Here is a 17693-nt window from a genome sequence, read left to right as displayed (position 1 = left end):
AGGCTGAGGGTCGAGGTGCTTCCTACCGTTGTCCGGCATTCGGAGTGTATGCAGTGCGTCCTGGGCCGAGTAAGCGTCCACCTACCGCGCAGGCCGCGGTGCTGCAGGAGCTGCGGCGCGAGATCCTCAGCGGTGACCTGGTTCCGGGCAGCCAGATCATGCAGGACGAGATCGCCGAACGCTACGGCGTGAGCCGGGTGCCCGTCCGTGACGCGCTGCGCACGTTGGAAGGGCAGGGGCTGGTCACCTACTCACCGCACCGCGGCTACCAGGTGACCCGGATCGACGTCGAGGAGCTCCAGCAGATCCAGGACATCCGGCAGATCCTCGAAAGCGAGGCCCTGCGGGAGGCCGTGGACAACATCTCGGCCGAGACCGTCGCCGCGATGACCGCCGATCTGGACACCATGATCCGAGCGGAGAAGGAGGCGGACTGGAGCGAGTGGCTCGCCGCGCACCGGCGGTTCCACTTCGCGCTGTTCGAGATGTCGGGGCGCAAGCACCTGCTGCGCATCCTCGGCCAGATGTGGGACGTCTCCGACCTCTACCGCTCCTACTACATGAAGACGCGCCTGTCGGAGCTGCGCGACCGCCAGGAGCACCGGCGGCTCCTCAACGCCGCGCGTGACCACGACGTCGACGCGATGTTGGAGACGATGCACACCCACCGGACCGGCACGGTCGAGTCGATCCGCAGCACGGTCAGCGGGGGTCCGCGGCCCGCAGAGTGAAGACCGCCTCCACCTCGACGCACGCACCTCCCGGCAACGACGCGACGCCGACCGCCGTACGCGCGTGCGCGCCATCGGTCCCGAAGACCTCGTGCAGCAGGTCCGACGCCCCGTCGATCACCCGCGGATGCTCGGTGAAGCCGGAGGCGGCGCGCACGTACCCGCGCAGGTGCAGGACCCCGTCGACGGCGTCGATTCCGACGGTGGACTCCAGCGCCGCGAGCAGGTTGATCGCCGCCGTACGCGCCTCGTCCCGCGCGGTCGCCACGTCGACGTCCTCGCCGACCACACCGGTCACGCGGCCGGCGTCCGGCCGGCGCGCCGTGTGGCCCGAGACCCAGGCCTGCCGGCCCTCCACGCGGACCGGCGTGTAGGCGCCGAGGGCACGTGCCGGGGGCGGCAGGTCGATGCCCAGGCTCACGGCCCGTTCGCGCGGGGTCACGACGGCTGCTCGCTGAGTGCGGCCGCGAGTTCGGCGATGGCGTTACGGCGGTGCAGATCCAGGAGTTCGATCACTTTTTCGGTGTCTCCGGCGGTGGCGGCACGCAGAATCGCGCGGTGTTCTTTCTGTAGCCGTTCCCGATTTTCCTTACCGGCGAAATAGTGCGAGCGATACGGGGACGAGACATCCCACAGCTGATGAATCAGGCGTACGAGGCGCGCCTGCCCCGGCGAGTCGATGAGCACGAAGTGAAAATCCCGGTTGGCGCGTGCGATGCCGCCGATATCATCGGCGGCGCCCGCCTCGTCGATCTTTTCGATCAGTTCGCGCATGACCGTCAGGTTCGCCTCGGTGAGCCGGCCGGCCGTGTGTCGGACGGCGGCGGACTCGAGAAGCTGCCGCAGCCGGTAGATCTCGACCAGGTCGTCGATGTCGAGCGCGGTGACATAGTAGCCGCGCTGCGCCGTGTGGGTCAGGTGGCCTTCGCCCTCGAGGATGCGCAGTGCCTCGCGCACCGGGACCCGGCTGACGCCGAATTGCTCTGCCACCTCCTCCTGGAGAAGCTGCGTGCCCGGCGCGATCGCTCCGCTGATAATGGCGTCGCGCAGTTCTCGGAGAACGGCCTCCTGTGCGGTGGGTGGACGCACGAATGTCCGTTTCGGGAGTGACATCAACGTGCTCCAGGAGTCATCGGATTTTCTTCCATTGTATCGAGCCAGCGGAGAATATCATTGTCATGCTCGCCGAGCCTTGGCGGCGGCAGCCGATACGCCGGAATCTCCCCGTCGAACCTGATCGGGTTCGCCGCCTGCGGCGCCCAGCCGCTTTCCGGTTCCCGCGCGACCGGGTCCAGCCCGAGCTCCTCGGCCAGCGCGAACGCCTGTGCCAGGTCGTTCACCGGTGTGGCGGGCACCCCGTTCGCCGCGCAGCGCGCGATGACCTCATCAGCGTCGAACGCCGACAGCAGACCGGCCAGCGCCTCATCCAGCGCCCCGCGGTTCGCCACCCGGTCCCGGTTGGTGGCGAACCGCGGGTCGGCGGCCAGGTCGTCCGCGTCGAAGGCATGGGCCAGCGCGCGGAACTGCACGTCATTGCCCACCGCGAGGGCCACCGGCCGGGTCGCGGTCCGCACGAGCTGGTACGGCGCGATGCTCGGATGGTCGTTGCCGAGCCGGCCGGGCACCTCACCGGTGCACAGAAAGGCCGAGGCCTGGTTCGCCAGGCTCGCGAGCAGCGACGAGAGCAGGTTGACCTCGACGTGCCGCCCGCGTCCGGTCCGCCGCCGCTCGTACAGCGCGGCCTGGACGCCGATGACCGCGTGCAGGCCGGTCAGCACGTCCACGAGCGCGACGCCGACCTTCGTCGGCTCCCCGTCGGCCGGCCCGGTGATGCTCATCAGCCCGCCGGCGGCCTGCACCGCGAAGTCGTAGCCGGAACGGTCGCGGCCCGCTCCGGATCCGTAGCCGGAGACCGAGCAGTACACGACGCGGGGGTTGGGTTCCCGTACGGCCTCATAACCGAGGCCGAAGGAGTCCATCGTGCCGGGCCGGAAGTTCTCCACGACGACGTCGGCGCGTGCGGCCAGCGTCAGCGCGGCCTTCCGGCCGCGATCGGTTCGCAGGTCCAGGGCGACGCTGCGCTTGTTGCGGTTGGCCGCGAGGAAGTAGGTGCTCTGGTCCCCCCAGTACGGCGGTCCCCACTGCCGGGTGTCGTCGCCGGCGCCGGGTCGCTCCACCTTGATCACGTCGGCGCCGAGGTCGGCGAGGAACATCGTCGCGAGCGGGGCCGACAGCACGCGGGAGAAGTCGGCGACGAGCACGCCGTCCAGCGGGCCGGTCACTCGAACCACCTCGGCGACGTCGTCTTCGGGGGCAGCAACGCGGCTCGTCCGACGACCAGCCGTGGCCCCGGATCGGAGAGCGCCTCGGCGAGTGCGCCCGCCAGCGCCTCACCGACCCCGTCGACGACGGTCGCGGGGACGCCGAACGCCTCGCCCAGCCGTTCCCACTCCGGGTTGCGCAGGTCGGTGCCGCGGATCGGGTCGCCGGCGACCTCCTGGTCGTACCGGAGCATGCCGTAACCGCCGTCGTCGAGGACCAGGACGGTGACCGGCAGGCGGCGTTCGGCCAGCGTCATGAACTCTCCCAGCGCGAACATCAGGCCGCCGTCGCCCGAGATCACGAGGGTCGGCCGCCCGTCCGCGGCCGGTCCGACCGAGGCGGGCAGGGCGTAGCCGAGCGTGCCCCAGCCGACCGGGTACTGCAGCAGGCGTCCGCCCGCGACCCGTCCGTACCCGCCGTACCAGTAGCCGGGGATGGCCATGTCGCAGACGACCACCGTGTCCTCGCCGAGCGCGGACTCCACGCTCGCGAGGAACCGCATCGCCTCGGCGGTGCGCGGGTCGGCCCTCAGACGGCCGCGGGTCGCCTCGCGCAGTGCCCCCAGCCCCTCCGCGGCTCCCGCAGGTCTGGGCGTGAGGAGACCGAGCAACTCCGTCAGCACGGTGCGGACGTCGCCCAGTACGGCGACGTCCGGAGTGAGGTTCTTGGCGAGGTCCTCCTCGGCGCAGTTCACCACCGCCAGACGGCCGGGCAAGGGCATCCGCCAGTTCCTGGTCATCATGCCGTCGAAGCCGGTACCCAGGGCGAGCAGCAGGCCCGTCTTCTCGATGAGCTCGGCCACCTCGGGCTCGTGCGGCGGCAGGCCGACGTGCAGGGGGTGACCGGGCGGCATCGAGCCGCGCGCGGCGTACGTGGTGACCACCGGCGCGTCCAGGCGCTCGGCCAGCGCGACCAGTTCAGGCTCGGCGCCGGACTGCACGACGCCTCCGCCGGCCCAGATCACGGTGCCGACGCCTTCCCCCAGCAGCGCGGCCAGCCGGTCGACCTGCCCGAGGCCAGGGGACCGGCGTGTCGGCGCGGAGACCTCGATCGGCGGCAGGGGCTCGGTGAGGACATTCGTCGGGATGTCGACGTAGACCGGTCCGCGCGGCCAGGACAAGGCGGTCAGCACCGCGTCGCCGACCGCCGCACCGGCCTCCGCGGCGGTCCGCGGCCGGTACACCGCCTTGGCCAGGGGAGCGAAGATGCCGGCCTGGTCGCGTGACTCGTGCAGGATGCCCCGTACGGTCCCCGGCCGGCGCAGCGCCGTGGACACCTCGCTGGCGACCAGCACGACCGGCGACCCGGCCGCGGCGGCCTCACCGAAGGCCCCCGCGGCGTTCGCCGCGCCGGGTCCCGTGGTCGTCAGGGCGACACCGAGCCCGCCGGTCGCGCGCGCCAGCCCGTCGGCCGCGTACACCGCGGTCTGCTCGTGCCGCACACCGACGATCTCCGGAGTGCCCGGTCCGGCGTCGCGCCAGAACGCGAGGTTGTGCACCCCGGGCAGGCCGAACGCCTTACGTACGCCCGCCCGCTCGAACGCCTCGAGCACACGCCGGGCGACTGATGCCTCCTCCATGGCGGCTCTCCTTTCAGGTTCGCGCGCCGGGGCGCAGGTAGACCGTCGTGGTGTGGGTGAAGAACTCGCGCGCCGCCCGCCCCTGCTCCTTCGGCCCCGACCCACTGTCCTTTACCCCGCCGAAGGGCACATGCGGATCGGCGCCGGCGGTCTCGGAGTTCACGTGCAGGACGCCTACGGCGCACTCGTCGACGGCGCGCATGGCCCGGCCGAGATCCTCGGTGAAGACCGACGCCGCGAGCCCGAACGCCGAGTCGTTGGCCAGTGCGAACGCCTCGTCGGCCGAGGCCGCGGTGACGGCCGACAGGACCGGCCCGAACACCTCCTCGCGCCATACGGCCGGGCCGGTGGAGGACAGGCGGAGCAGGGTCGGCGGTACGAACGCCGCGTCCGCGCGTTCGTCCGCGAAACGGCGACCGCCGGTGAGGACCTCGGCGCCGTCGGCCACCGCCCCGTCGATGCCGGCGAAGATCGAGTCGCGGGCGTCGAGCGAGGCCGCCGGGCCCATGTCGGTCTCCTCCAGGAGCGGGTCGCCGACGTTCAGCCCGTCGAGCCGGCGGCGGACGCGGGCGAGCAGGTCGTCCGAGACCGGCTCCTCGACGATCAGCCGCGACGTCGCCGTGCACTTCTGCCCGGTCGACCGCATGGCACCGAGCACGATCTGCTCGGCGGCCACGTCGAGGTCGGCGTCGGCGAGCACGACGGCCGCGTTCTTGCCGCCCATCTCGGTCTGCACGGGCTTGCGCAGTCCCGCGCAGGTCACCATGAGCTCCGTGCCGATCTCGGTGGAGCCGGTGAAGCTCACCGCGGCCACGCCGGGATGCCGGGCCAGGTACGACCCGGTCGATCCGGGGCCGAGCAGGAGTGAGAGCACGCCGGCGGGCAGTCCCGCCTCGACGAGGGCCTCGGCGAAGCGGTAGGCGAGGAGTGGGACGAGGCTCGCGGGCTTCCACACGACGCAGTTGCCGTGCACGAGCGCGGGGGCGATCTTCCATGCGGGGATGGCGATCGGGAAGTTCCACGGCGTGACGATCGCGACGACGCCGAGCGGCTTGCGCACCACGAGGATCCGCTCCTCCCGGCGCGGCGACGCGTAGATCTCGCCGGCGTCCCGGTTGGCCTCATCGGCCTGGAACCGGAGGATCTCCGCCGCGCGGCGCACCTCCGCGATCCCCTCGGGCCGGGTCTTGCCCTCCTCGCGGGTCAACTCCGTGCCCACGGGCTCGGCACGGGCGTCGAGCAGGTCCGCGGCGCGGCGCAGCACGGCGGCCCGTTCGTGGATGGGCGTGCGCGCCCACGCGTGGGCCGCCGCGTTCGCCGCGGCGATCGCGTCCTCGGCGTCCTGGTCGCCGGCCGCCGAGAACTCGGCGACCACCTCGCCGGGGCGCGCCGGATTCACCGAGGTACGGGCGGCTCCGCACCCGTCCCGCCACCGGCCGCCGACGAGGCTCCGCACCGCAGTCGTCATCTGAGCACCTTCCATGGAGTCACGTATCATGTATACATAGTCCGTACTCTCCGATCAATCCTGGGAGGCACCGTGGGACGGACGCTGGTGACCGGTATCGGCTTGCTCGTGACGGGGGACGCGGCGCCACCGGTGCGCGACACGACGCTGGTGGTCGAGGACGGCGTGATCACCTCGATCGGCGGCGACTGCCCGGCTCCCGACACGGTCGTCGACGCGAACGGGCTTACCGTCATCCCCGGCCTGGTGGACGGCCACGTGCATCCGACCGTGGGGGAGTGGACGCCGGCCCAGAACGCGGTCGGCTGGATCCACAACTACCTGCACGGCGGGACGACGACGATGGTCTCGGCCGGCGAGCTGCACGTCCCCGGTCTGCCGTTCGAGGACCTCACCCCCGACCTGGTCCTCGGCCTGGCACGGGTGTCGCGCGCCACTCTCGCGCGGACGCGGCCCTCGGGGGTGAAGGTCGAGGCGGGGACGCTGCTGCTGGTGCCGGGCATGACCGCCGCGCACTTCGACCAGATGGCCGAGGCCGGCATCCGGCAGCTCAAGTTCATCTTCTACGACTGGAACCGCCTCGACGACGGCGAGGCGGTCGAGTACATGCGCTGGGCGGCCGAGCGCGGCATGACCGTGAAGATGCACTCGGGCGGCGTCTCGCGCTCGGGCTCGAGCCGGGTCGCCGGCCGTGACGTGGTCGCCGCCGTACGGCCGGACGTGGTCGGGCACATCTCCGGCGGCCCGATCCCCATGCCCGACGAGGAGATTCGCGGTGTCATCGACGACCTGCCGGACGCCGGTTTCGAGGTGTGCAGCTCGATGAACTACCGGGCGACCATGGTCACGGTCGACCACCTGCGCGAGGCCGGCCGGCTCGACCGGCTCACCGTGGGCACCGACACGCCCGGCGGCACGGGCGTGATCCCTCGGGGCATGATGCGCAACATCTGTTTCCTCGCCTCGGTCTGCGGACTCGCGCCCGAACTCGCCGTCGCGGCGGCCACCGGCAACACCGCCGCCCGGCACGGCCTGCCCCAGGGCGTGCTCGCCCCCGGGCGCCCGGCCGACCTCGTCGTGCTGGGCCCGATCAAGGGTTCGCGCGGCACGGACGCGCTGGAGTGCTTCGCCCTCGGCGACCTGCCGGGTATCTCCGCGGTCCTCGTCGACGGTGTCCCGCTGGTCAGCGGGCGCAGCGAGCAGACTCCGCCACCCCAGGCGAGCGCGGCGGTCACGGCGTACTGACCAGGTCCGCATCGTTCAGCGACGCCCGCGGCGTGCCCTGACGGCCAGGACCGCCAGGGCCGCCGCGGTCGCCGCGGCGGCGGCCGCGTACCGCAGAGCGGCGGGCGAGGGCCGGCCGGGGAGCAGGGTGCGCAGGCTCACGGCGTCCGCGGCGGGGGTCGGCGGCGTGCCGCCCGTCACCTCGGCGCGCAGCCGCCCGGCGAACTCCTCCACGAGACGGCCGCTCACCTGCTCCAGCGCGCCTCGTCCGAACTGGGCGATCCGCCCGCTGATGTCGAGGTCGGTGACGACCTCGGCCATCGTCGTACCGGACTCCTCGCGGGCGGTCAGCGTGATCACCGCCGTGGCGTCGCCCTGGCCGCGGACGTCGCGCGCCCGGCCCTCCACCACCATCCGCCGCCCCGCGTCGTCGCGCTCCAGCACGCGGGCGGTGCCCCGGTACTCGACTCCGATCGGGCCGACTCTGACCTTGACCGCGCCGGTGAACTCCCCGTCGCCGGACGGCTCGTCGAGACGGGCCCCGGGCATGCAGGGAGCCAGGCGTGGAATGTCGGTGAGCACCTCCCAGGCGGTGTCGATGCTCGTGGGTACCTGGAACGCGTTCCGCAGCCGCACCGGTGTCTCCCTCTCAGCGGTAGGCGGGGATCCCGGTGATGGCCTCACCGAGAACGAGGGTGTGGATCTCACTGGTGCCCTCGTAGGTCAGCACCGACTCCAGATTCGCGGCGTGCCGCATGACGGGATACTCCAGCGTGACGCCGTTGGCGCCGAGGATGGTGCGGGCCTCGCGGGCGATCGTCAGCGCCGCGCGGACGTTGTTCAGCTTCCCGGCGCTGACCAGCTGCGGCGTCAGGTCGCCGGCGTCCTTCAACCGGCCGATCTGCAGGGCCAGCAGTGCTCCCTTGGTCAGCTCGAGGTACATGTCGGCGAGCTTGCGCTGGGTGAGCTGGAAGCCGGCGATCGGCCGGCCGAACTGGACCCGCGAGCCGGCGTAGCCGACGGCGGTCTCGAAGCAGGTACGGGCGGATCCGATCGCGCCCCACAGGATCCCGTACCTCGCCTCGTTCAGGCACGACAGGGGCCCGCGCAGGCCGGTCACGCCCGGCAGGACCGCGTCGGCGGGCAGCCGCACCTCCTCCAGGAGCAGCTCGGAGGTGATCGAGGCGCGCAACGAGAGCTTGCGCTTCATCTCGCGGGTGGTGAAGCCGGGCGTGCCGGCGGGAACGAGGAATCCACGGACGCGGTCCTCGGTGGCGGCCCACACGACGGCGACGTCCGCGATGCTCCCGTTCGTGATCCACATCTTGGCGCCGTTCAGCACCCAGTCGTCGCCGTCGCGGCGGGCGCGCGTGCGCATGCCGGCCGGGTCGCTGCCGTGGTCGGGCTCGGTCAGGCCGAAGCAGCCGACGACCTCACCGGTCGCCATCCGCGGCAGCCAGTGCTCACGCTGCTCCTCCGAGCCGAACCGGTGGATCGCGGTCATCGCGAGGGAGCCCTGGACCGAAACGAAGCTGCGCAGCCCGCTGTCCACGGCCTCGAGTTCGAGGCAGGCGACGCCGTAGTCGACGGCGCTCATGCCGGCGCAGCCGTAGCCGTTCAGGTGCATGCCCAGCAGGCCGAGCCTGCCGAACTCCTGAGCCAGTTCGCGGGGGATCCTCCCTGCCTCGTACCACTCTTCGACATTGGGCAGGAGCTCCTTGGCGGCCAGGTCGCGTACCGCGTCGCGCACGGCGCGTTCGTCGGCGGTCAGCAGCCGGTCGAGGTCAAGCGGGCTGAGGGACTGCAACGAGCTGCTCGACATGTCTTCCCTTCGAGATCGGGCTCCGTTAGGGTCATGTATACATGATTCATGATACCTGTGGAGGTCGCGTGATCAGCAAGGGCGTCGGGCTCTTCCCCACCGAGCCCGTCGGGGTCATCCGGGACTACACACGGCTCGCCGAGACACTCGGCTACGACAACGTCTGGTTCGGCGACTCGCAGAACATCTGGCGCGAATCCTCGATCACGATGGGCGCCGCGGCCGTCGGCACCGAGCGGGTCGTGCTCGGCACCGGCGTCACCAACGCCGTGACCCGGCATCGATCCCTGCTCGCCTCGACCTGGGCGACTCTGGCGGAGTACACGGGCGGACGCGTGGCGCTGGGCATCGGCACCGGCGATTCCTCGCTGCGGACGATGGGACTGTCGCCTCTCAAACTGGCCCAGCTCGAGGAGGCCGTCGACGAACTGCGCCGGCTGTTCCGCGGAGAGGCCGTGCGCGAACCCGACAGCGGCGCGGAGTTCCGCCTCGGCTACCTGCGCGAGCCGGTGCGCGTGCCGATCTACATCGCGGCGTCGGCGCCGAAGATCCTGGAGCTGGCCGGCCGGATCGCCGACGGGGTGATCGTCCTGGTCGGGACGGCCCGTGAGTTCGTCGAGGCCGCCCTGGCGACGATCGAGAAGGGCGCCCGCGCCTCCGGCCGCACCCTTGACGACCTGCACATCGTGCTGTGGACGCCGACGGCCATCGCCGACGACCCGGTGCGGGCCCGCGACCTCACCCGCGCACACGTGGCGCGGGTCTGCATCCGTCCGCTGCCCGCACAGGTGGACCCGTCGTTGCAGGAGGCGATCGACCGCATCCGGGAGACCTACGACTACTACCACCACATGGACACCGAGGCCGACCACGCCGACCTGGTGCCCGACGAGCTGGTGGATCTGTTCGCCATGGCCGGCACTCCCGACGAGTGCCGCGCACGTGTCGCCGACGTCGCCAAGCTGGGGATCGACCAGATGTCGATCGTCCCGTTCGTGCGGCCGGGGGAGAGCAGGACGGCGACCATCCGGGCGTTCGCCGAGATCGTCGACGGCCTGGAACCGCGGGGCTAGTCCCCATGGCGGACCCGTATCCACCTCCAGGGGCGCCCGTACCAGGTGCCCCTCCGCCGTTGCGGCGCACTGCCACGCAGCCGCCGGCGCACCGCGAATCATCGGAGGCCTCGGCCCGCACCCGTCATCGCGACTGGTCCTGGCCGGTGCTTCTCCTGGCGCTCCTCGGCCTGGTGGCCGCGGTGGCGGCCCGCCGTATCCCTGCACGAGCCATCCCCCGAAAGCTCACACCCTCCTGCCGCGGGCCGGCGGAGTGAGGAGAGACGCATGAACAGAACGTCGCGCAGGCCACGCCGCCTCGTCGCACTCGCGGTGGCCACTCTGGCCATGGCCACCGCCACCGCCTGTGGAGGCGGCGGCGACGAGTCCGAATCCGGCAACGTCAAGGTCCGGGTGTCCGCCACGGACGTCGACAAGCTGCCCTTCATGGCGGTCCTCCAGCTCGCGATCAACAAGGGCTGGTTCAAGCAGCAGGGCCTCGACGTGTCGATCTACTCGGGCGGCGGCGGTGGCAACACGCTCCGCGTCGTCACGAGCGGCGACGCCGACATCGCCATCGCGGGCGGAGCCTCGGTCGTGCTGGCGTCGAGCAAGCCGGCCGCCAACCTGAAGGTCATCGCGCCGTGGTTCCAGGTGAACGACTTCTCCTGGATCACCGCCAAGAACGGCGCGACCATCAACGGAGCCTCGCTCGGCTACTCGACCGCCGGCTCCTCCACCGAGCTGGTGCTCAAGGCGATGCAGGCCAAAGCGCCGCAGGACGGGATCAAGGGGGTGTCGGTCGGCGCGATGGGCGACAACTGGACCGCCGCCAAGTCCGGCAAGATCACCGCGGGCTGGGCGATGCACCCGTTCATCACCCAGAAGCAGAAGACCGACGGCGCCCGCGTTCTCGTCCAGGCCCGCGACCTCATCGGCGACTTCCCGGCGGACATGGTCGCGGTCAACACCGGTTTCGCCAAGAAGCACTCCGCGGCCGTCAGCAAGTTCCTGCAGGTCGCCGACCAGGCGCTGCAGAGTGTCGCCCAGCAGCCCGACGTCGCGGGCAAGGAGCTCGGGCCGCTCGTGGGCGTGGACGAGGCGACCATGACGGACGCGCTGAAGCAGACGCCGGAGACGGCGAAGGCGTACTCGCTGAAGGTCGACCCGGCCGCCCTGAAGAACCTGTCGGACATGATGCGGGGCGCCGGCCAGATCAAGGCGCCGGTCGACTGGTCGAAGGTCCTCGACCAGCGGTACCTGCCCGCGGCCGACCGCGCCGGAAATCTTTCATAGGGAGGTCCCAGCATGGCTACCGCGGGACTGAAACTGGACGGCGTCACCGTACGGTTCGACGCGAACGGCGATGACGAGCCCGTCACCGCCGTCGACGGGATCACACACGAGATCGGCGAGCATCGGTTCGTCTCGATCGTCGGCCCGAGCGGCTGCGGCAAGTCGACGCTGCTCAATGTGGTGGCCGGCCTGCAACGACCCACCTCGGGCACGGTCGAGATCAACGGCGCGCGGGTCACCGGCCCGGACCGTCGCACCGGCATGGTGTTCCAGGAGGACTCGACGCTGCCCTGGAAGACGGTGACGGAGAACGTCGTCTTCGGGATGCGCGTCCTCGGCGTCCCCAAGGGAGAGCGGGCCGCCCGTGCCCGCGAGATGGTGGAGCTCGTCGGGCTGCAGGGGTTCGAGTCCGCCTATCCGTCGATGCTGTCCGGCGGCATGCGCCAGCGCGTCGCCCTCGCGCGGACACTCGCCCAGCGGCCCTCGGTGCTGCTGATGGACGAGCCGTTCGCGGCACTGGACCAGCAGACACGGCTGCTGCTGGGCGCCGAGGTGCGCCGCATCTGGGGCCAGACGCAGCAGACGGTCCTGTTCGTCACGCACGACATGTCCGAGGCGCTGCTGATGTCGCAGCAGGTGTGGGTCATGTCGTACCGGCCCGGCCGGATCATCGACGTGATCGACGTGGACCTGCCTGACGACCGCGACGCGGGCGTCGTGTCCACGCCGCGGTTCAACGACCTGCGCAACCGGATCTGGGAGTCGCTGCAGAAGGAAGCGATGCGCGGATTCATGGCGGAGTCGGCGTGACGGCCCGCGTACGCGAGGCCGTGCGGCCGGCGGCGGCCGAGACGGTGCCGCCGGCCGCGCGGAGGCGCGCCGTACGTTTGCCGGGGCCCGCCGGCGCTTGGTCGACGGCCGGCCTCGTGGTGCTCGCCGTGGTCGTGTGGATCGCCGGCTCGGCGGCGTCTCTGTGGTCCGAGGCGACGTTGCCCAAACCGGGTTCGGTATGGACCGCGTTCACCGCGGCCGTGCGCACCGGCCAGTTCTGGGCGGACTGCGGAAGCACCGTCTGGGAGGTCGGCATGGCCTTCGCCGGCGGCGCCGTCCTGGGACTGGTAGTCGGCATCGTGTTCTGGAAGGCGCCGACCGCCGGGAAGATCTTCGAGCCGTACCTGGTGTCCTTCTACGCGGTCCCGATGGTGCTGTTCTATCCGGTCATGATCGTCATCGTCGGCATCAACCAGTGGCCGGTGGTGATCCTCTCGACGGTCATGGCGTTCATCCCCATGGCGCTCAACACGTGGGTGGGGCTGCGCGGCATCCGGCCGGTCCACCTCAAACTGGCCCGTTCCCTCGGCTGCGGCCGGCGCCAGACGCTGCTGCACATCGCGCTGCCCGCCGCCGCGCCGTTCCTGCTCGCCGGGCTCCGCCTCGCCGGCGTGTACGCGCTGATCGGCGCGATCGCGATGGAGTTCACCACGGCGTCCTCGGGGATCGGCCACCGCATCCGCTACCTGTACGAGTCGTTCGACAACGCGACGATGGTGGCCTACATCCTCGTCGTCTTCGTGATCTCACTGGCGCTGACATCGGCGCTCGCGCTCCTCGAACGCGCCCTGCTCAAAGGGAGGTCCGGCTCATGACGACCCTGTCCCCGGCACGGAGGGCGTCCGCGCCGCCGGCCGTGGCGATCGGCTCGGTGCTCGTGCTCCTGGCCGCCGCCATCCTCTGGTGGCTGCTGTCGAGGCTGACCTTCGCGATCCCCACGCCGGCGGCCAGCGTACGGGCGCTCGTGCACTCCTTCGGCGACCCCGACTACCTGGACGACCTGCGGGTCACCGGCATCGCGGCGCTCTCGGCCTTCGCCATCGGCACGATCGTCGGCGGCCTCATCGGGATCGGCCTGGGGCTGTCGCGCCGTGCCCGCACGCTCTTCGAACCGATGGTCATCGGGCTCAACGGCCTGCCGAAGATCGTGCTGTACCCGATGCTGCTGCCGGTATTCCACCTCGGCTACGGCTCCAAGATGGTGATGGGCGTGCTGTTCGCGCTCTTCCCCGTGCTGATCAACGTGGAGGCCGGCGTACGGGAGATCCCGCAGATCTACGGCAAGCTGGCGCGGTCGCTCCAGGCCTCCCGCCGGCAGTACGCGACCATGATCCTCCTGCCCGCCATCCGCAGGCCGCTGCTCACCGGCGTCCGCCTGGCGGTCTCGCTGGCGATGGTGGGCGTGGTGCTCTCGGAGTTCTTCGCCACCGACAAGGGGCTGGGGCGCGTGGTGCTCAGCGCGTACAGCGCCGGGGAGTACGCCACCATGATGGGCACGATCCTCCTGCTCCTCATCGTCTCCTTCGTGGTGTCCTTCGCCCTGTGGGAACTCGAACGGCGGGTCAGGTGAGCGGCTATGTCGGCACCTCCGTCCCGCGCCGGGAGGACCGGCGTTTCCTGACCGGGCGCGGGCGGTACGTCGCGGACCTGGTCGACGTCGCGACGCTGCACGCGGCACTCGTGCGCTCCACCCAGGCGAGCGCGTCGATCCGGGTCGACGCGACGGCGGCGCGCGAGCTGCCCGGTGTGCACCTGGTGCTCACCGGCACCGACCTGGACGGGGTGCTCGGACCGATCGAGCCGCTGCACCGGCCGCACCCGGTCTTCGCGGAGGCGTTCGGGTTCCGCTGGACGCCGCGGCCGATCGACACCCTCGCGGTGGACCGGGTTCGGTACGTCGGCGAGCCGGTCGCGGTCGTCGTCGCCGACAGCCGCGCGCTCGCCGAGGACGCGATCGAGCTCGTGACCGTGGAGTACGAGCCGGGCCGTCCGGTCACGAGCATCGAGCAGGCGCTCGCCCCGGATGCCCCACGGGTCCACCCGGACGTATCGGGGAACGTCGCCGCGACGCTCGCCACCTCGTTCGGCGACGTGGAGGCGGCGCGTGAGCGGGCCGCGGTCGTGGTCCGCGAGACCTACCGGATGGGCCGGCACGGCGGCGTACCGATCGAGTGCCGCGGCGTCCTGGCCCAGTGGGACCCGCTCGAAGGCCGGGTGCACGTGCGGACGTCCACGCAGGTTCCGCACGTCGTACGCGACGCGATCTGCGCCGCGACGGGCTGGCCGCGCTGGTCGGTACGGGTGACCGTGCCGGACGTCGGCGGCGGGTTCGGCCCGAAGGCGAACGTCTACCCGGAGGAGATCCTCGTCCCGTACCTGGCGCGGCGGCTCGGTCGCTCGGTCGCCTGGATCGAGGACCGCTCGGAGCACTTCGTCGCCACCGCGCAGGCGCGCGACCAGGTGCTCACCGCCGAGCTCGCGGTGGACGCCGACGGCTCGCTGCTGGCGCTGAGCGTCGACTTCGCCGCCGACCTCGGCGCGGGCAGCCTTTGGGTGGCCGGCATCGTCGCCAACACCGCGATCCATCTGCTGGGGCCCTACCGGCTGCCCGCCTACCGGGTCACCGGAAAGGCCGTCTACACCAACAAGACGACCGTCGCGCAGTACCGCGGCGCGGGCCGGCCGGAGGCGTGCTTCGCGCTCGAACGCAGCCTGGACGCCGCCGCCGACCGGCTCGGCATCGGCCGCGAGGAGATCCGACGGCGGAACCTGCTCGGCGCCGCCGACCTGCCGTACGCCCGGCCGCTGCCGTACCGCGACGGTGTGGCGATCACCTATGACGGCGGCGACTACCGGAAGTGCCTGGACGCGTGCCTCGAACTGCTGCCGCGCGAGGCGGTCGCCGAGGCCGCCGCGCGGCACCCGGAACTCGCGGTCGGCCACGGCGTCGGCTGCTACATGGAGGCGACGGGTCGCGGTCCGCGCGAGTCGGCGCGGGTACGGCTGCTCAGCGACGGCCGGGTGGAGCTGTCCACCGGCGCCGCCTCCGCCGGGCAGTCGCACGAGACGACGCTCCCGCAGGCGGCGGCCGACGCGCTCGGGGTGAGCCTGGACCGCATCGTGTGGCATCCGTCGGACACGGACCGGCTGGCCGTCGGCGTCGGTACGTTCGCGAGCCGCACCGCCGTCGTCGCGGGCAACGCCGTGCGCGAGGTCTGCGTGCGGATGCGCGAACGCGCGGTGGTGCTCGCGGCCAAGATGCTCGGCCGTGACACCGCCGACCTGTCGTCCGGCCCGGAGGGGTTCACGGCCGTCTCGGGGGAGACGCTCACCTGGGAGCAGCTCGCGGGCGCGCTCGCCCTGGACGGGCGGCTGGCCGATGAGGGCGATCTGGACATCAGCGGCGTCTACGAGCCCTCGACCGTGACATGGACGATGGGGGCCCATGCCGCCATCGTCGGCGTCGAGCCCGCCACGGGACTGGTCCGGGTGCTGCGCTACGCCGTCGCGCACGAGGGCGGTGTGGAGATCAATCCTGCGGTCGTGGAGGGCCAGATCCGGGGCGGGGTCGCCCAGGGCATCGGGGGCGCCCTGCTGGAGTCCTTCCCGTACGGGCCGGACGGTCAGCCGCTGACCGCCACCTTCGCCGAGTACCTGCTGCCGGGCACTCTCGACGTCCCGACGGTCGACGTCGCCGCAATGCACACCGACGCGACGCTGAACCCGCTGGGCGTCAAGGGCGTCGGGGAGAGCGGCACGATCGCGGTGTACGCGACGCTGGCGAGCGCGGTCGAGGACGCCGTACCGTCCCGGCGGACCAGGCTGACGGCGACGCCGCTGCGGCCGGCCGACGTCCATGCGATGTGCGGGGAGGACACGAGGTGAAGCCGGCGCCGTTCCAGTACCGGCGTCCGCTGGACGTCGCCGAGGCCCTCGCCGACCTGCGTGCCGCCCCGGACGGCAAGCTGCTCGCGGGCGGCCAGAGCCTCCTCGCCGTGATGAACCTCCGGCTGTCGCGTCCGTCGCACCTGATCGACATCGGTCGGCTCGGCGAGCTGGACCGGATCTTCGACGACGAGGACTCGCTGATCGTGGGCGCGTTGTGCACCCACCGCAGGCTGGAGACCGACCCTCTTGTGCGGCGCCGTGTGCCGCTGCTGGCCGAGGCGGTCGGCCACGTCGGGCACGTCTCGATCCGCAACCAGGGCACGGTCGGCGGGAGCGTCGCCCACGCGGACCCGGCCGCCGAACTCCCGGCGGCGCTCGTCGCACTGGACGCCACGCTCTACGTCGACCGCCACGGCCACCCGCGCCGTGAGGTCCCGGCGGAGGCGTTCTTCCTGTCCTTCTACACCACGGTTCTGGAGCCCGCCGAGATGCTGACGTGGATCCGCGTCCCGGCGCCGGAGTGCGGCACCACGTGGGGATTCGCGGAGATCGCGCGGCGGCGGGGCGACTTCGCGTCCGCCGGCGCGGCCGTCGTGCTGAGCCGCGAGGCGGGCGTCGTACGACAGGTGCGGTGCGTGCTGTTCGGCGTGGCGGACCGTCCGATCCTTCTCGACACGGCCGTGCTGACGGGACGTCCGGTGACCGACCAGACCGTCGAGGCGTACGCGGCGGACGCGACCCGTGACCTGGACCCGCCCGACGAGCCGGAGCTGCGGCGGGCGCACGCACGGGTGTGCGTCACCCGCGCCCTGCGCGACGCCGCCCGGAGAGAGACATGAGCGAACGGAGTGAGCGGATCGACAACGCGCGCGTCCGGCCCTCTCCACCGGCGAAAGGAGGGATCATGAGCGACCCGGACGGCGGTGTGCCGATCGACCTGGTGGTCAACGGCGTGACCCGCCGTGGTGCCGTGCCACCCCGTACGTCCCTCGCGGACTTCCTGCGCGACCATCTGGGCCTGACCGGCACGCACCTCGGCTGCGAGCACGGCGTGTGCGGCGCGTGCACCGTCCTGCTGGACGGCCGGAGTGTACGGTCGTGCCTGGTCCTGGCCGCCCAGGCGTCCGGCCGTTCGGTGCGGACCGTCGAGGGCCTGTCCGACGGCGATCCGCTGAACCCACTCCAGACCGCCCTGGCCGACCACCACGGCCTGCAGTGCGGCTTCTGCACCCCGGGGTTCCTCATGGTCGCGACGGAACTGCTCGCCGAGGGCCGTGACCTCGACGAGGACGAGGTACGCGAGCGGCTGTCAGGCAACGTGTGCCGGTGCACGGGTTACCAGGGGATCGTCGAGGCCGTACTCGAGGTCGCCCGGCGTGGCACGCCCGGGCGTGACGACTCGGGCATCCCGGGGCCACGCTGAGGGCGGCGACCCCGTGGAGCCCGGCCCGGCGTCGGGCTCACCGGCGTTGCGTGGCCG

17 protein-coding genes are annotated in these 17693 nt (G+C 71.9%); 10 read left to right on the top strand and 7 right to left on the bottom strand.

The window, feature by feature from the left end; translation table 11 throughout:
* The first annotated feature begins 98 nt into the window (after window positions 1–98).
* Entirely contained in the window at window positions 99–731 is a 633-nt protein-coding gene (locus ABEA10_RS14490; RefSeq protein WP_345463203.1) for a GntR family transcriptional regulator, read from the top strand.
* Here ABEA10_RS14490 and ABEA10_RS14485 read toward each other — a convergent pair.
* Genes ABEA10_RS14485 through ABEA10_RS14465 form a run of 5 tightly spaced genes read right to left on the bottom strand, consistent with a single transcriptional unit; the run spans window position 703 to window position 6100 of the window.
* Window positions 703–1173, bottom strand: a complete 471-nt coding sequence (locus ABEA10_RS14485; RefSeq protein WP_345463200.1) for a RidA family protein — start codon at window positions 1171–1173, stop codon at window positions 703–705. The genes ABEA10_RS14490 and ABEA10_RS14485 overlap by 29 nt on opposite strands.
* Window positions 1170–1820 (bottom strand): GntR family transcriptional regulator, encoded by a 651-nt coding sequence (locus tag ABEA10_RS14480; protein ID WP_345463197.1) that lies wholly within the window; start codon window positions 1818–1820, stop codon window positions 1170–1172. Before ABEA10_RS14480 ends, ABEA10_RS14485 begins: the two co-directional genes overlap by 4 nt.
* Before the next feature lie 23 nt (window positions 1821–1843).
* On the bottom strand, window positions 1844–3013 hold the full coding sequence (locus ABEA10_RS14475) for a CaiB/BaiF CoA transferase family protein (RefSeq protein WP_345463194.1): 1170 nt from the start codon (window positions 3011–3013) through the stop codon (window positions 1844–1846).
* A complete protein-coding gene (locus ABEA10_RS14470) occupies window positions 3010–4632 on the bottom strand; it encodes a thiamine pyrophosphate-binding protein (protein ID WP_345463191.1) in 1623 nt (540 codons plus the stop codon). Before ABEA10_RS14470 ends, ABEA10_RS14475 begins: the two co-directional genes overlap by 4 nt.
* 13 nt (window positions 4633–4645) lie before the next feature.
* Complete coding sequence (locus ABEA10_RS14465) at window positions 4646–6100, bottom strand: aldehyde dehydrogenase family protein (RefSeq protein ID WP_345463188.1); 1455 nt, start codon at window positions 6098–6100, stop codon at window positions 4646–4648.
* A gap of 72 nt (window positions 6101–6172) precedes the next feature.
* Here ABEA10_RS14465 and ABEA10_RS14460 point away from each other — a divergent pair, with 72 nt between their 5' ends.
* Window positions 6173–7345 carry an amidohydrolase family protein gene (locus ABEA10_RS14460; protein WP_345463185.1) on the top strand — a complete coding sequence of 391 codons (1173 nt, stop codon included), beginning with the start codon at window positions 6173–6175 and terminating at the stop codon, window positions 7343–7345.
* A 15-nt stretch (window positions 7346–7360) separates the two neighbouring features.
* Here ABEA10_RS14460 and ABEA10_RS14455 read toward each other — a convergent pair whose 3' ends face one another.
* The gene (locus tag ABEA10_RS14455) at window positions 7361–7960 is read right to left on the bottom strand and encodes an SRPBCC family protein (protein WP_345463182.1); all 600 of its coding nucleotides are present in this window, start codon (window positions 7958–7960) and stop codon (window positions 7361–7363) included.
* Window positions 7961–7973: 13 nt separating this feature from the next.
* Complete coding sequence (locus tag ABEA10_RS14450; protein ID WP_345463179.1) at window positions 7974–9146, bottom strand: acyl-CoA dehydrogenase family protein; 1173 nt, start codon at window positions 9144–9146, stop codon at window positions 7974–7976.
* Between the two features lie 68 nt (window positions 9147–9214).
* Between ABEA10_RS14450 and ABEA10_RS14445 the strand changes: the two genes are divergently transcribed.
* The 8 genes from ABEA10_RS14445 to ABEA10_RS14410 all read left to right on the top strand — a co-directional run bounded on the left by ABEA10_RS14445 (window position 9215) and on the right by ABEA10_RS14410 (window position 17636).
* Window positions 9215–10219, top strand: a complete 1005-nt coding sequence (locus ABEA10_RS14445) for an LLM class flavin-dependent oxidoreductase (protein WP_329237155.1) — start codon at window positions 9215–9217, stop codon at window positions 10217–10219.
* Between the two features lie 267 nt (window positions 10220–10486).
* A complete protein-coding gene (locus ABEA10_RS14440; protein ID WP_345463175.1) occupies window positions 10487–11494 on the top strand; it encodes an ABC transporter substrate-binding protein in 1008 nt (335 codons plus the stop codon).
* A gap of 12 nt (window positions 11495–11506) precedes the next feature.
* On the top strand, window positions 11507–12304 hold the full coding sequence (locus ABEA10_RS14435; protein WP_345463172.1) for an ABC transporter ATP-binding protein: 798 nt from the start codon (window positions 11507–11509) through the stop codon (window positions 12302–12304).
* Entirely contained in the window at window positions 12301–13140 is an 840-nt protein-coding gene (locus ABEA10_RS14430) for an ABC transporter permease (RefSeq protein WP_345463169.1), read from the top strand. Before ABEA10_RS14435 ends, ABEA10_RS14430 begins: the two co-directional genes overlap by 4 nt.
* Complete coding sequence (locus ABEA10_RS14425; RefSeq protein ID WP_345463166.1) at window positions 13137–13895, top strand: ABC transporter permease; 759 nt, start codon at window positions 13137–13139, stop codon at window positions 13893–13895. The genes ABEA10_RS14430 and ABEA10_RS14425 overlap by 4 nt, the downstream gene beginning before the upstream one ends.
* The gene (locus tag ABEA10_RS14420; RefSeq protein ID WP_345463163.1) at window positions 13868–16210 is read left to right on the top strand and encodes a xanthine dehydrogenase family protein molybdopterin-binding subunit; all 2343 of its coding nucleotides are present in this window, start codon (window positions 13868–13870) and stop codon (window positions 16208–16210) included. Before ABEA10_RS14425 ends, ABEA10_RS14420 begins: the two co-directional genes overlap by 28 nt.
* Entirely contained in the window at window positions 16207–17052 is an 846-nt protein-coding gene (locus ABEA10_RS14415) for an FAD binding domain-containing protein (RefSeq protein WP_345463160.1), read from the top strand. The genes ABEA10_RS14420 and ABEA10_RS14415 overlap by 4 nt, the downstream gene beginning before the upstream one ends.
* 65 nt (window positions 17053–17117) lie before the next feature.
* A complete protein-coding gene (locus tag ABEA10_RS14410) occupies window positions 17118–17636 on the top strand; it encodes a (2Fe-2S)-binding protein (protein ID WP_345463157.1) in 519 nt (172 codons plus the stop codon).
* Window positions 17637–17693 lie beyond the last annotated feature (57 nt).

The organism is Actinoallomurus oryzae, from assembly GCF_039541955.1.
GTDB classification, from domain to species: domain Bacteria; phylum Actinomycetota; class Actinomycetes; order Streptosporangiales; family Streptosporangiaceae; genus Actinoallomurus; species Actinoallomurus oryzae.
The sequence above is the reverse complement of the archived record's forward strand: the minus strand, read 5'-3'. Positions and strand labels throughout refer to the sequence as shown.